This window comes from Amycolatopsis sp. cmx-8-4 (genome assembly GCF_046548675.1).
Lineage (GTDB): Bacteria > Actinomycetota > Actinomycetes > Mycobacteriales > Pseudonocardiaceae > Amycolatopsis.
The window spans coordinates 119301-132211 of the sequence record NZ_JAEBDZ010000017.1 but is presented as its reverse complement, the minus strand read 5'-3'; the positions used below and the strand labels follow the sequence as shown (position 1 = coordinate 132211).

Below are 12911 nucleotides of genomic sequence, written 5' to 3'. Positions count from 1 at the left end.
TTAACTGACTAAATTTAGTCACGCAAGTGCAGTACGTCGCCGAGCGCGGCCCAGACGCAGAGCGGAGACGAGGAAGAAGATTCCGCCGAGCGTCGCGTAGCCGGCCAGGTTCGTCAGCGAGGCACCGTCCTTTGTGGCCTGCAGGATGAACGAACCCCCGGCCAGCACGGAGATGCCGCCGCTGAGGATCATCGGCCACTGCCCGCCCAGGCCGCGGCGGCGGAGTCCGACGACGAGCTGGACGACGCCGGCCACGACGGCCCAGCTCCCCCACACCTGCAGGACGCCGGCGATCCCGCTCGAGCCGGCCACGGCCAAGCCGACGGCGGCGAGCAGGCTGATCGCGATGTTCACGTACAGCACCGAAACCGGCTGGGCCGCCTTCGACGAACGGACGTCGACGACCGCGGCGACCACGTCGAACACCGGGTACAGCACCAGCAGCGCGACGCCGGCGAGTCCGAGGCTCGAACCGGTCGCGAACACCAGCGCGGCCCAGACGATCGCGAAGGCGAACCGGACGAAGTACAGCCGCCGCAGCGACGAGGCGACGTCGGCGGCGGGAACGGTGGTGGTCATGTTTTCCCCTTCGGATACAGCGAGGTAGATAGAACGATCGGTCTTGCTGACGACGACTATGGCAGCGGATCGCCGAGGCGTCAAGACCGACCGTTCTATCTGCTACCGTGGAGGCCGACGAACCGGGAGGTGAAGTTCAGGTGTCCGAAGCACGCGCGCGGCTGCTCAGTACCGCGACCCGGCTGTTCTACACAGAGGGGCTCCACGCCGTCGGCGTCGACCGGATCATCGCCGAAGCGTCCGTCACCCGCGCCACGCTCTACCGGCACTTCGCGAGCAAGGACGACCTGCTCGTCGCCTACCTGACCGCCGCCGACCAGGCGATCCGCGCCCAGGCCGAGGCCGCCCGGGCCGGTGGCGGCGCCCCGGCCGACGTCGTCCGGGCGGTCGCCCGCTCGATCGCCGAGGGCATCCGCTCCCCCGGGTTCCGCGGCTGCGCGTTCCTCAACGCCGCGGCGGAGTACCCCGACCCCGCGCACCCGGTGCACCAGGCCGTCCTCGCCCACCGGCAGTGGTTCCTGGACACCGTCACCGAACTGCTGGCGCGGACCGGCGAGACCGCGCCGGAGCCCGCGGCCCGGCACTTCGTCATGCTCCGCGACGGCGCGATGGCCGCGGGCTGCCTCACCGACCCGGCGCCGATCTGCGAGACGTTCCTGCTCGGCGTCGAAGGAATCCTGAGGTACCGGGACGCTTCCGTCGCACCGTGAGACGTTTCAAGATCACCCGCTCGGCGAACAACCCTCCCCGGCGGGCGGGCGTCCACCGGACATGACCACGAACTCGCACGCCTTTTCCCGGGTCGTCACCCTGCTGGCGGTGGCCGGCACCGCGGCGGCGGTCCTGGCCGCCCCGGCCACCGCGGCCGACGGCGACCAGGTGGTGACGCAGGTGAGCGCGGCCGACCGGGCCGCGGCGCTGGCCCACTGGACGCCGGAGCGGATGCGGCAGTGGGTCGGCGAAGACTGGCTGCCGCCGGCCGAGAAGATCGGCCGGGTCTGGGACGGCCCCGTCCCGGCGGGCGTCGGGCGGCTGTTCTTCACCGCCGAGCCCGGGGTCGACGAGTCCTGCACCGCGACCGTGGTTCCCAGCGCGAGCAAGGACGTCGCCCTCACCGCCGGGCACTGCGTCAACGGCGGCCTGGACCGCTTCGACAACCCGATCAAGATCGTTAACGTCGTGTTCGTCCCCGGCTACGACCGCGGGAAGGCGCCGTACGGCGTGTTCCCGGTCCGGGCCTTCGCCTGGTCGGCCACCTACTCGGGTCCGACGAGCGGCACGGACGACGACGCGGTGCTCGCGCTGGACCCGGTCGGCGGCCGGCACGCCGCCGACGTCGCGGGCACCCAGGACGTCTCCTTCGACCGGCCGCCGTCCCCGGTGGACACCACGATCCTCGGCTACCCGGTGTCGCAGCTGGCCGCCGGCGAAGCGCTGCTGTCCTGCGCGCGGCCGGCCACCCTCGAGATCAACTCGGTCCTGTCGGACTGGAAGACCGACTGCGACCTGTCCGGCGGCTCCAGCGGCGGCCCGTGGCTGCGGGACTTCGACCCCGCCACCGGCACGGGCACGATCTTCGGCGTCACCAGCCGGGGCACGATGAGCGAGGACGGCGTCACCCAGGACCTCACGAGCGCCGCGTTCACCGGTCCCGTGCGGGAGCTGTACGAGCGCGCCGGGCGGCTCTGACCCGGATTCACCCGCACGGGTGCACCACGCACCCGGCCCACCGCGGTGATCGCCGCGGTGGGCCGGTTCGTGTTCTGATGACCGTTACCCGACCCCGCAAGGAGTGTTCGTTGACCGCGACCGCGCCGGAACCACCATCGGGCTGGGTGCCGGTGGAGCACCGGCTCTTCGGGCTCGACCGCCGGACGTTCACCCCGGCCCTGATCGCGCTCGCCATCACCCTGGTGCTCGCGTACGGGCTGCCGGCGCTCAACGCCGCGATCCCCTGGCACAACGAGATCCGCGCCGGTGAGCTGCTCGACCTCGGTGACGGCGCGACGGCCGTTCCGCCGGTGGGCTGGCAGCTGCAGAGCGGCACGCTGACCGGCACCGCCGTCGCGAACCCGACAACCCTGCAGGTCGTCCTGACCACCGGCGGCGCGACGATCGACCTGCGCGGCGCGCCCTACCGCGGCACCGCGGAAGCCTTCCTCGACCAGGTGCGGCGTTCGGAGGGCAACGACGCTCCCGCGATCGACGGCACGCGGGGCACGGTGACGACCACCGCCGGCCTCACCGGCGTCGCGCAAAGCACGACGTCGCCGAGCGGTGACGGGCTCGACGTCGCCTTCAAGGTGGCCGGCCGCGGCCAGCCGGCCGACGCCGCGCCCGCGCTGCTGTTCCGGGTGCGCACCGCGCCGGGCCAGTTCGAGCGGTTCCGCGACGAGATCGCCGGCGTCCTGCGCAGCATCACCCCGGGAGCGAGCCGGTGACCACGACGTCCGAGACCAAGACGGCCCAGCTCGCCGCCATCGAGCAGTCGGGCTGGGGCCTGCCGTTCCGCTTCTTCCAGCCGCACAACCTGGCGTTCTGGGTGTACCTCGTCGGCGTCGGCGGTGGCGCGCTCGGGATGCTGCGCTACTTCGGCGGCGACGGCGGCTTCTACACCCCGGCCCTGACCGGCGGGATCCTGCTGTTCGGGCTCTACCTCGTGCCCTGGCTGGTGCTGCTGCGCCACCAGAACCGCTACACCGCGCAGCCGGGCCGGCTGCTGACGACGGCGTTCGCCTGGGGCGGGATCGCCGCGACGTTCTGGATCGCGCTCCCGGCCAACACCGCCCTGCTGGAGCTGTGGACGAAGCTCGGTGGCACGGCCTTCGCCGCCGACTGGGCCGCCGGGCTCACCGCCCCGATCAACGAGGAGTTCGGCAAGGCCCTCGGGCTCGTCCTGCTGATCGGGCTCGCGCCCCGGCTCGTCCGCAGCGTCTACGACGGGTTCATCATCGGCGCCTTCATCGGCCTGGGCTTCCAGGTCTTCGAGGACGTCCTGTACGTCTACAACGGCGCAGCGCAGAGCTTCGGCAGCAACCAGATCGGCGCGTCACTGCAGGTGTTCCTGGCCCGGGGCGCGTCCGGCATCGTGTCGCACGCGCTGTTCAGCGCCATCTTCTGCGCCGGCCTGATGTGGGTGCTGGGCCGGGTGCCGGGTGAGCGCAACGTCGTGCGCGGCGTGCTGACCATGCTGGTGGCGATGGTGTTCCACTTCGCGTGGGACGACATGACCGGCCTCGGCGGCCGCGGTCCCCTGGTCACCGTGCTGCCCTTCGTGATCGCGGCCATCGAGCTGACGTTCCTGTTCTCCGTCCTGCGCCACGCCGCCCGCCGCGAGCGGGCCTGGACCCGGGACCTGCTCGGCCCGGAAGCCGACGCGGGCGTGCTCGACCCGCCCCTGCTCGACGCGGTCAGCGGCCTCCGGAAGCAGCGCAAGGCGTACCGCAAGCACGTCCACAGCCGCCGCACGGCGAGGCACCGGATGGCGGCGGCGAGCGACCTGGCCCGGGAGATCGCCCGCGCCGGCGGCCGGGAAACGGACCGGGTCGCCCACGCCCGCGCGGAGGTCATTCGGCTCAGGGGGTGAGGCGCTCGCCTTACCGAGGTCCGGCCGCTCAGGGTTGTGTCCCCGCCGCCCGTGTTGGCCACTCCGGTCACCGTGTTGGCCCTTCCGGTCACCGTGTTGGCCGTTGCGGGCGGGGTCGGTCGTTCGCGAACGGCCAACCCGTCGACCGAAGTGGCCAATACAGTGCCCGGAGTGGCCAACTCGTCGACCGGAGTGGCCAACACGGTGACCGGAGTGGCCAACACGGGATGCCGGACACGTCCGAGGTCAGGGGGTGAGGCGCTCGACCAGGGCGTCGACGAGGCCGGCGCGTTCCTGCGGGGCCAGCAGGTCCGGCAGGGTCAGACGCTCGATGATCAGCCAGTTCAAGGCCAGCCACAGCAGCTTGACCGTCGTCGCGTCGCCCGGCAGGCCCGTCTTCAGGTGGTTCGCCACGTTGAAGTCGAGGTCCGCGCGGATCCGCTGCGTCAGCACCTCCCGCAGCTCCGGCCGGCGGGCCGCTTCCAGGCGCAGCTCCAGCAGGGCCAGGAACCCCGCCGGGAAGGCCGCCACCCGCTCGACCAGGTCGTGCATCAGCTCGGCGAGACGGGCGCGGTCACGCGGGCCGTCGAACGGGGCGGCCAGGGTCGCCTCGTCCGGGACCAGCCGTTCGTAGACGCGCTCGCCCGCGCCGGTGAGGATCTCTTCGCGGCCGGCGAAGTAGTTGGAGGCGGTGCCGGTGGGCACCGCGGCCCGCTGGTCCACCGCGCGGAACGTCAGCCCGCGCGCGCCGTCCGCCGCCAGGACCTCGATCGCCGCGTCGAGCAGGGCCGCCCGTCGTTCCGGATTGCGTCGCGCCATCGCTTGTAACCACTCCGCTTGTAGTGCTACCGTCAGACCACTACAAGCAAAGTACTACACACCGAGTTGTTCCGGGGGTCGCGTGCGCAAGCTCGTCTACTACGTCGCCGTCTCGATCGACGGGTTCATCGCCGGGCCGGGCGGCGAGTTCGACTTCTACCCGGAGGCGCCGGACATGGTCGAGTACCTCCGGGCGGAGTTCCCGGAGACGATGCCGAGCCACGTCCGGCCGCACATCGGGCTCGACGGCGTGCCGAACAAGCGGTTCGACACCGTGGTCATGGGCCGCGGCGCCTACCAGCCGGGGCTCGACGCCGGCGTCACCAGCCCGTACGCCCACCTCCGGCAGTACGTGGCGTCGACGACGCTCGGCGCGATCGCCGACCCCGCCGTCGAGCTGACCGGCGACCCGGTGGTCACCGTCCGCCGGCTCAAGGGCGAGCCCGGCGCGGACATCTGGCTCTGCGGCGGCGCGCGGCTCGCGGGCGAGCTGCTGCCGGAGATCGACGAGCTGGTGTTCAAGCGCTACCCGGTCGTCGCGGGCCACGGCCTCCCGGCGTTCACCGGCCCGTTCCGGCCGCGGCCGTTCACGCCGGTGGAGACCCGGACGTTCAGCCACGGCGGCACCATCACCACCTACCGCCCGGCCTGACCGGGCTCAAGGCCGCTGGTTCTGGAACTGGAACTGGACCCGCACCGAGCCGTCCAGCGGGACGATGATCGTCGAGTCGCTCGCCGACCACCGGTCCGGCACCAGGAACATCCGGTCCTTGCCGTGGATCAGCAGGCGGAGGTGCCGGTACCGGTAGTGGAACGTTTGGCCCTCGGACGGCGGCAGCTTGGTCTCCTCGACGCCGGGACTGCGCAGGTACAGGCTCTCCTCGGTGTCGAGGATGACGCTGGGCAGCTTGTCGAGGCGGTTCGCCTCGGCCATCGCGAGCCCGCGGCCGGACCACTGCGCGATCGTGGCCGTCATCCAGAACACGCTGACGGCGAGCACCAGGTACCCGAGGACGACCGAGCTCCGCCGGAACAGCGGCGCGCCGTCCGGTGGCCGCCGGACGGTCGCGCCGTACCGCACGAGCGTGGCACCGACGGCGATCAGCAGCGGGGTCACCAGACCGAACAACCACCAGTCCCGCAGGAAGGTGTAGCCGGACACCAGCGCGAGACCGGCGATCAGCGTGACGAGCCCGATCCCCTGCGCGACCCGGCCCAGCCGGCGCACCGCCGTCGCCGTCCGGATCCGCTTCCGGACGGCGGCGCGCACCGCGACCGAGCCGAGCCCGGCCGCGGCGAACACGAGCAGCGGCGTCAACAAGGGCTGCGGGCTGCGCATGATGTACTCCTGCGTGCCCAGCCCGATCGTGTCGACGTCGACGCCGAAGTACTCGTACCGCGCCCGCGCGGAGACGTACCCGAAGTAGAACAGCACCGCGGTCAGCAGCGTCAGCGGCGGGATCGCGGTCTTGCCCGCGTCGAGGAAGCGCTCGAGCGTCCCGGCGGCCGCCGGGCTTACCCGGTCGGGCTCGACGTGGTCTCGGTCGACGGCGACTCCGGCTGGGTCAGCCCGATCTGCCCGGGGCTCACCCGGGTCGGGAGATCCCGGCATGAGGCGTCCTTCCCGGCGGCGCACACCACCTGGCCCTTGATCGTCAGCGTCGCGTCGTCGCCGGTCCCGCGCGCGGTCACCGCGACCGAACAGGTGCCGGCCCCCGCACTGAACGTGAACGAGGCGCACGCGGGCGATTCTCCGCACCGGCCGCCCAAGCCGAAGGCACCCGGCGGCTCCAGTTGCAGCCCGGTGACCTCGACACCGTTGTCCGGCAACAGATCCGGCTGCAGCCAGCTGGCGGTCACGCACTGCTCCTCGGCACCGGGGTTGTCGGGGACCCCGCCGATCGGCAGCTGCGGGATCGTGATCGCGCCCCCGGTGTCGTCGGTGGACCTCGGGCTCTCCGGGCCCGACGGCTCGGCGCTCGGGGCGCCGGTGGACAGGGGTGCCTCCGTGGTGGAGTCCTGCGCACCGGAGCCGGAGCCGGACCCGGAATCAGCGGAGTCGGCGCAGCCGGCCGCCGTCAAGACGAGCACCGCGGCCGCCGCGGCCAGGGTGGTACGGAACAGGTTCATCGTGGTTCCTCCTCCGCTTGCGGAGCCGTGAGCGCGGCCGGTGATACGACGGGTTCGGTGCATCACGCCGTCACCCGCGCGCTCTGAGAGGTGTGTCCAGGGACGTCGAGCGGATCGCCGCCGAGCAGCGCCGCCACCGCCGGCGCGCGCCGGGCCCTGGCGAGGCAGCGCGCCCGCGACGGGCCGATCGAGCCGACCGGGATGCCCAGCGTCGCGCTGATCTCCCGGTAGGACCGCGGCGGATCGCACATCAGCATCGAGAGCAGCCGCCGGTCCCGCGAGGGCAGCGCGGCCAGTGCGTGGCGGGCCGCGGCCCGGCGTTCCTCGCCGATCAGCGCGGCGTCGAAGTCCGGCTCGGCCGGGTTGTCGATCAGCACGGCGTCGGTCGGGATCTGCCGGGTGCGGTGGCGCAGCACCCGCAGGCATTCGTGCCGGGTCGTGGTGCGCAGCCAGCCCGGCAGCGCCTCGGCGTCGCGGATCTGCGCCCGGTGCGTCACCAGGTTCAGCCACACCGCGCCACGGACGTCCTCGGCGTCCGCGCCGCTGATCCGGTAGTGGCGGCACACGGCGGAAACCAGCGTGGAATAACGCTCGACGATATCCCGCCAAGCCCATTCCGCACCCCGGGCGGCGTTTTCCAGCAATGGTGCCGGCGAATCGTGGTACATGACCCCTCCTCGAACTCTTCCGTTCCCGGGTTCACGATTCCGCCACGACCTGGTCGGCGACCTTGCGGGAATCTTGCGGACGGAGCAGTATCGGTTCGGCTATTCGCGACGCGTCGGAAACGGGAAGGCCGCCGCATGGAGTTCGTGCTGTTCGGGGAGGTGCAGCTCCGGGTGGCGGGGCGGTCCCTGGACATCGGAACGCCCCGGCAGCAGGCGGTGCTCGCGGCGCTGGCGGCCGACGCCGGGCGCCCCGTTTCGCTCGAAACGATCATCGACCGGGTCTGGGGTGACGATCCACCGGCCGAAGCGCGCAATTCGTTGTATTCCCACCTGAGTCGAATACGTCGACTCTTCAAAGAGATCGGCGATTCCACCGGGGAGACCGCGAGCGTCACGCGCGGCACGGCCGGGTACGTGCTGGAAATCGACCCGGACGACGTCGATCTGCTCCGCTTCGACCGCCTGGTCAAGCGCGGAAACGACGGGAGCCGCACCGACGCCGACCGGGCCGCGGCGCTCGCCGAAGCCGTGCTCGGGCCGCGGGGTACCCCGCTGGCCGGCATCCCGGGCGGCTGGGCCGACGGAGTGCGCGCGGCCTGGCACCGGCACCGGTTCGACGCCGCCGTGCGCTGGGGCGAGCTGGAGCTGCGCCTCGGCCACCCGGACGCCGTGTTCGGCGCGCTGTCCGACCTGGCCGGGGACTATCCCCTCGCGGAACCGCTGGAAGCGCTGCTCATGCGCGCCCTGCACAACGCGGGGCGCCAGGCCGAGGCCCTCGACCGGTACGCCGCGGTCCGGCAGCGGCTCGCCGACGCGCTCGGCGCCGATCCCGGCCCCGAACTGCGCGCGCTGCACCGCGCGATCCTGCGGGACGAGCTGCCGGCCGCGCCCAGGACCGCGCCGACGACCACCCCGGCCCAGCTGCCCCCGGACACCCCCGGTTTCGCGGGCCGCGAGAGCGCCCTTCGCCGGCTCGACGACGTGCGCGACGAGCAGGTGCCGGCCACCCGGATCGTCGTCCTGTCGGGCACCGCCGGGGTGGGCAAGACGGTGCTGGCCGTCCACTGGGCCCACACGGTCGCGCCCGGGTTCCCCGACGGCCAGCTGTACGTGAACCTGCGCGGCTTCGACCCGACCGGCACACCGGTGGACCCGGCCGGCGCCCTGCGCGGGTTCCTCGAGGCGCTCGACGTGCCGGGCGGCCGGATCCCCACGACCGTCGAGGCCCAGGTCGGCCGGTACCGGAGCCTGCTGGCGAACCGGCGCGTCCTGGTCGTGCTGGACAACGCCCGCGACGCCGAGCAGGTCCGGCTGCTGCTACCCGGCGCGCCGGGCTGCGTGGTCGTCGTGACCAGCCGGGACCGCCTCGCCGGCCTGGTCGTCGCGGGCGCGCACCCCGTCACCGTCGACCTGCTCGACGACGCCGAGGCCCGGGCGCTGCTGAGCGGCCGGCTCGGCGCCGGCCGGATCGCCGCCGAACCCGCGGCGGTCGAGGAGATCATCGGCCTGTGCGCGCGGCTCCCCCTCGCCTTGGCGGTGGCCGCGGCCCGCGCCGCGACGCACCCCGGCTTCAGCCTGGCCGCGCTGGCCGGGCAGCTGCGGGACGCGCGCGGGTTCCTCGACGAGTTCTCCGGCACCGACCCGGCGACCGATGCCCGCGCCGTGTTCTCCTGGTCGTACCTGCGGCTCGATCCGGCCGCGGCCCGGCTGTTCCGGCTCTTCGGGCTGCACTCCGGGCCGGACGTCGGCCTCCGCGCGGCGGCGAGCCTGGCCGGGGTCCCGGCCGGCAAGGCGCGCCCGATCCTGTCCGAGCTCACGCACGCGCACCTGATCACCGAGCACGCCCCCGGCCGCTACACCGTGCACGACCTGCTGCGCGCCTACGCCACCGAGCTCGTGCACGAGGTGGAGTCCCCCGCCGAGCGCGAGGCGGCCGTCCACCGCGTGCTGGGCCACTACGCCCACACGGCCTTCCACGCCGACGGTTTCCTCGACCCGCGGCTGGAGGTGCCGCCGGCGCTGACCCCGCTCCCGGCCGGGGCCGAGTCCGACCGGATCACCGACCACCGGCAGGCCCTCGCGTGGTTCGAGGCCGAGCACCGCGTGCTGCTGCCGGCCGTCCACGCGGGCGCCGCGTTCGACACCCGCGTCTGGGACCTCACCCGGTCGCTGCAGCGTTTCCTTTCGATGCAAGGACATTGGCACGACGAACGCGACGTGCTCACGGTGGCGGCGGCCGCCGCGCACCGGCTCGGCGACGAGCGCAAGCAGGCGTTCGGCCACCTGCACCTGGCGGGCACGCACGTGCGGTTCGGCCGGCACACCGAGGCCCACGACGATCTCGAAGCCGCGCTGACCTTGTCCCGCGCCGCCGGCGACGTCGTCGGGCAGGCGTACGCGCACCGCCAGTTCGCCTGGCTGCTCGACCGGCAGGGCGCCGTCGCCGACGCGCTCGCGCACGCCGAGCAGGCGCTGGACCTGTTCCGCGCGGCCGAGCACCGGGCCGGGCAGGCGACGGCGCTCAACGCGGTCGGCTGGTTCCACACCCTGCTCGGCGAGCACGCAGTGGCCATCGGCTACTGCCGCCAAGCGGTCGACCTGCAGACGCTGCTCGCCGACCACATGGGCGCGGCGCAGAGCTGGCACAGCCTCGGCTACGCCCACAAGCAGCTCGGCGACCACGCCCGCGCGCTCACCTGCTACGAGACGGCGGTCGATCTGGCGCACCGCAACGGGAATCTCATGGTGGAGGCGCGGTTGCACATCGACATCGCGAACCTCCACCGCGAACTCGGCGACATCGAGTCCGCCCGGACCGGCTGGAAACAGGCCCACGACATCCTCGTGCACCTGGCCCACCCCGATGCGGACGAAGTGCTGAAACGACTGTCCGAAGTAAACAGTGGATGATCCACCGAGCAGGAGGCACCTCATGTCCGACCTCACCGCCGAACAGCTGCAGAGCTTTTTCGCCGACCTCGAAACCTTCAAGCAGGGGCTGGCGGAACAGTGGCAGAAGGACCTGCTGGACAGCATCGTGTGGCTCGCCTCGAAGGCGACCAGCGACGAGGGGCCGCTCGCCGCCGGATTCGTGGGGTCGTTCACCCCGCACCAGGCCGCGGTGGTCATCGGCTACGCGTCCGGCACCGTCGGGCTCGCCGACATGCTCCCCCAGATGATCAGGAGCTTCATCAGATCCTGAGCCGTCGACCGCGGCCACGAACAGAGGGGGATCCGGGCCATGACCGCAGTGCCGGCCGTTCTCGTGTCGATGCCGTTCCTGCAGGTCGAGCGGCCGTCCATCCAGCTCGGGCTGCTCAAGGCGATCGCGGACCAGCACGCGTTGCCGGTGCGGACCCTGCACCTGAACCTCGACTTCGCCGTGCGCATCGGCCTGGACTACTACCGATCCCTGGCCGAACATCGCGGCCGGCAGCTCGGCGACTGGCTGTTCTCGGTCGAGGCGTTCGGCGACGCCGCACCGGACCCGGACGGGAAGCTGCTCGCGGAACTCGGCACCGAACTGTCCTACTTGGACAGTCCGGCGGAGTCCGCGGCGGCCCGGCTGCTGAGCACGCGCGAGCACGACGTGCCCGCGTACCTCGACGCCGTCACCGGGGAGTTCGCCGGGGTCCGGGTGGTCTGCTTCAGCTCGACGTTCCAGCAGAACACGGCGTCGTTCGCGCTCGCGCGGCGGCTGAAGGAGCGGCACCCCGGCATCGTCACCGTGTTCGGCGGCGCCAACTTCGAGGGCGACATGGGCCGGGAGCTGGTGCGGTCGGTGGACTGCGTCGACTTCGCCGTCCTCGGCGAGGGTGACGTCGCGTTCCCGCGGCTGCTGGCCGCGCTCGCGAACGGCACCGACCCCGGCGCGGTTCCCGGCGTCGCCCGGCGCGCCGGGAACGACGTCGTCGCGACCCCGCCCGAGGCACCGCACAGCCGGCTCGACGACCTGCCGGTGCCGGACTACGGCGAGTACTTCGCCCGGGCGGGGCGGCTCGGGCTGCCCACCGAGCACGTCACGATCCCGTTCGAGTCCGCCCGGGGCTGCTGGTGGGGCGCCAAGCACCACTGCACGTTCTGCGGGCTCAACGGGACCACCATGCGGTTCCGCGCCAAGTCACCGTCCCGGGTGCTCGCCGAGCTCGACCGGCAGTCCCGGCGCTACCGCACCTTCCGGTTCGACGCGGTCGACAACATCCTCGAGCCCGGCTACCTCAAGGAGCTGTTCCCCGCGATGACCGAGGGGGCCCGGGACTACGAGATCTTCTACGAGGTCAAGGCGAACCTGACCCGGGCCCAGCTGAAGGTCCTCGCCGCGGCGGGCGTCACCCGGCTGCAGCCGGGCCTGGAGTCGCTGAGCTCGGAGGTGCTGCGGCTGATGGACAAGGGCGTCCGGGCCGCGCAGAACGTCAACCTGCTGCGCTGGGCCGGGTACTACGGGATCGCCGTCGGCTGGAACATCCTCTGGGGGTTCCCGGGCGAGACGGCCGAGGCGTACGCGGCGCAGGCGGCGGTCGTCCCGGACCTGGTCCACCTCCAGCCGCCGGCCGGCGCGGACCGGGTCTGGCTGGAGCGCTTCAGCCCGCTGTTCACCCAGCCGGCCCGGTTCCCGCTGCGGCGGCGCGAGCCCGAGCCCAGTTACCGGCACGTCTACCCGGCCACAGTGGACCTCGACCGGGTCGCCTACTTCTTCGACTACGAAACGGAAGCCGCGCTCGACCCGGACGTCTACGCCCCGCTGGGGGACGCGGTGTCGGCGTGGACGGCGGCGTGGCAGGCGGACCGGCGGCCGGTCCTCGTCTACCGCACCTCCCCCGGCTTCCTGCGGATCTACGACAGCCGGCCGGACCGCGCCGGCACCCACACCTTCCACGACGCCCTCGCCGGCATCTACCTCGCCTGCGTCGACCGCCCGCGCACCGCCGCGGCCGTGCACCGCGAGCTCGGCCTCACCGCGCCGGTCGCCGAGGTCGAGGCCGTGTTCCGCGAGTTCGCGGCGCGCGGGCTGATGTTCCTCGACGAGAACCTGGCCCTGGCCTTGGCGGTGCCCGCCACGCGGGGCCGGTGACGCGTATCAAGGTCGCGTCCCGCGCCTCTGTCCAGCGGCAGCAGTGAATCGAGCGGAA

13 protein-coding genes are annotated in these 12911 nt (G+C 72.7%); 8 read left to right on the top strand and 5 right to left on the bottom strand.

Going from position 1 to position 12911, the window contains the following annotated elements; translation table 11 throughout:
• Window positions 1-18: 18 nt before the first annotated feature.
• Window positions 19-579, bottom strand: coding sequence for a hypothetical protein (locus ACLJQZ_RS31445; protein WP_410623464.1), 561 nt, complete (start codon window positions 577-579; stop codon window positions 19-21).
• A gap of 140 nt (window positions 580-719) precedes the next feature.
• Between ACLJQZ_RS31445 and ACLJQZ_RS31440 the strand changes: the two genes are divergently transcribed.
• From ACLJQZ_RS31440 to ACLJQZ_RS31425, 4 genes are all read left to right on the top strand, one after another.
• Window positions 720-1289: a TetR/AcrR family transcriptional regulator gene (locus ACLJQZ_RS31440; RefSeq protein WP_410623463.1), complete on the top strand. Its 570-nt coding sequence runs from the start codon at window positions 720-722 to the stop codon at window positions 1287-1289.
• Between the two features lie 61 nt (window positions 1290-1350).
• A complete protein-coding gene (locus ACLJQZ_RS31435; RefSeq protein WP_410623462.1) occupies window positions 1351-2268 on the top strand; it encodes a trypsin-like serine peptidase in 918 nt (305 codons plus the stop codon).
• Window positions 2269-2378: 110 nt separating this feature from the next.
• Entirely contained in the window at window positions 2379-3020 is a 642-nt protein-coding gene (locus ACLJQZ_RS31430) for a hypothetical protein (protein WP_410623461.1), read from the top strand.
• A complete protein-coding gene (locus ACLJQZ_RS31425) occupies window positions 3017-4165 on the top strand; it encodes a PrsW family intramembrane metalloprotease (RefSeq protein WP_410623460.1) in 1149 nt (382 codons plus the stop codon). Before ACLJQZ_RS31430 ends, ACLJQZ_RS31425 begins: the two co-directional genes overlap by 4 nt.
• Window positions 4166-4411: 246 nt before the next feature.
• Here the strand turns inward: ACLJQZ_RS31425 and ACLJQZ_RS31420 are convergent, their stop codons facing one another.
• A complete protein-coding gene (locus ACLJQZ_RS31420; protein WP_410623459.1) occupies window positions 4412-4984 on the bottom strand; it encodes a TetR/AcrR family transcriptional regulator in 573 nt (190 codons plus the stop codon).
• Window positions 4985-5066: 82 nt separating this feature from the next.
• On the opposite strand from ACLJQZ_RS31420, the gene ACLJQZ_RS31415 reads away from it, so the two are divergent.
• On the top strand, window positions 5067-5636 hold the full coding sequence (locus tag ACLJQZ_RS31415; protein WP_410623458.1) for a dihydrofolate reductase family protein: 570 nt from the start codon (window positions 5067-5069) through the stop codon (window positions 5634-5636).
• Between the two features lie 6 nt (window positions 5637-5642).
• Here the strand turns inward: ACLJQZ_RS31415 and ACLJQZ_RS31410 are convergent, their stop codons facing one another.
• The 3 genes from ACLJQZ_RS31410 to ACLJQZ_RS31400 form a co-directional block, all read right to left on the bottom strand.
• Entirely contained in the window at window positions 5643-6596 is a 954-nt protein-coding gene (locus ACLJQZ_RS31410) for a hypothetical protein (protein WP_410623457.1), read from the bottom strand.
• Entirely contained in the window at window positions 6500-7114 is a 615-nt protein-coding gene (locus ACLJQZ_RS31405) for a hypothetical protein (RefSeq protein WP_410623456.1), read from the bottom strand. Before ACLJQZ_RS31405 ends, ACLJQZ_RS31410 begins: the two co-directional genes overlap by 97 nt.
• A 62-nt stretch (window positions 7115-7176) precedes the next feature.
• Window positions 7177-7782: an RNA polymerase sigma factor gene (locus ACLJQZ_RS31400; RefSeq protein ID WP_410623455.1), complete on the bottom strand. Its 606-nt coding sequence runs from the start codon at window positions 7780-7782 to the stop codon at window positions 7177-7179.
• A 135-nt stretch (window positions 7783-7917) separates the two neighbouring features.
• Between ACLJQZ_RS31400 and ACLJQZ_RS31395 the strand changes: the two genes are divergently transcribed.
• Genes ACLJQZ_RS31395 through ACLJQZ_RS31385 form a run of 3 tightly spaced genes read left to right on the top strand, consistent with a single transcriptional unit; the run spans window position 7918 to window position 12853 of the window.
• Window positions 7918-10692 carry a BTAD domain-containing putative transcriptional regulator gene (locus tag ACLJQZ_RS31395; RefSeq protein ID WP_410623454.1) on the top strand — a complete coding sequence of 925 codons (2775 nt, stop codon included), beginning with the start codon at window positions 7918-7920 and terminating at the stop codon, window positions 10690-10692.
• A 22-nt stretch (window positions 10693-10714) separates the two neighbouring features.
• The gene (locus tag ACLJQZ_RS31390) at window positions 10715-10984 is read left to right on the top strand and encodes a hypothetical protein (RefSeq protein ID WP_410623453.1); all 270 of its coding nucleotides are present in this window, start codon (window positions 10715-10717) and stop codon (window positions 10982-10984) included.
• Between the two features lie 39 nt (window positions 10985-11023).
• Window positions 11024-12853, top strand: coding sequence for a RiPP maturation radical SAM C-methyltransferase (locus tag ACLJQZ_RS31385; protein WP_410623452.1), 1830 nt, complete (start codon window positions 11024-11026; stop codon window positions 12851-12853).
• The last annotated feature ends 58 nt before the right edge of the window (window positions 12854-12911 follow it).

Coding starts and splice junctions, on each gene's coding strand:
- ACLJQZ_RS31445 (WP_410623464.1), bottom strand. CDS start 579: ATGACCACCACCGTTCCCGCCGCCGACGTCGCCTCGTCGCTGCGGCGG.
- ACLJQZ_RS31435 (WP_410623462.1), top strand. CDS start 1,351: ATGACCACGAACTCGCACGCCTTTTCCCGGGTCGTCACCCTGCTGGCG.
- ACLJQZ_RS31420 (WP_410623459.1), bottom strand. CDS start 4,984: ATGGCGCGACGCAATCCGGAACGACGGGCGGCCCTGCTCGACGCGGCG.
- ACLJQZ_RS31410 (WP_410623457.1), bottom strand. CDS start 6,596: ATGCCGGGATCTCCCGACCCGGGTGAGCCCCGGGCAGATCGGGCTGAC.
- ACLJQZ_RS31405 (WP_410623456.1), bottom strand. CDS start 7,114: ATGAACCTGTTCCGTACCACCCTGGCCGCGGCGGCCGCGGTGCTCGTC.
- ACLJQZ_RS31400 (WP_410623455.1), bottom strand. CDS start 7,782: ATGTACCACGATTCGCCGGCACCATTGCTGGAAAACGCCGCCCGGGGT.
- ACLJQZ_RS31395 (WP_410623454.1), top strand. CDS start 7,918: ATGGAGTTCGTGCTGTTCGGGGAGGTGCAGCTCCGGGTGGCGGGGCGG.
- ACLJQZ_RS31390 (WP_410623453.1), top strand. CDS start 10,715: ATGTCCGACCTCACCGCCGAACAGCTGCAGAGCTTTTTCGCCGACCTC.
- ACLJQZ_RS31385 (WP_410623452.1), top strand. CDS start 11,024: ATGACCGCAGTGCCGGCCGTTCTCGTGTCGATGCCGTTCCTGCAGGTC.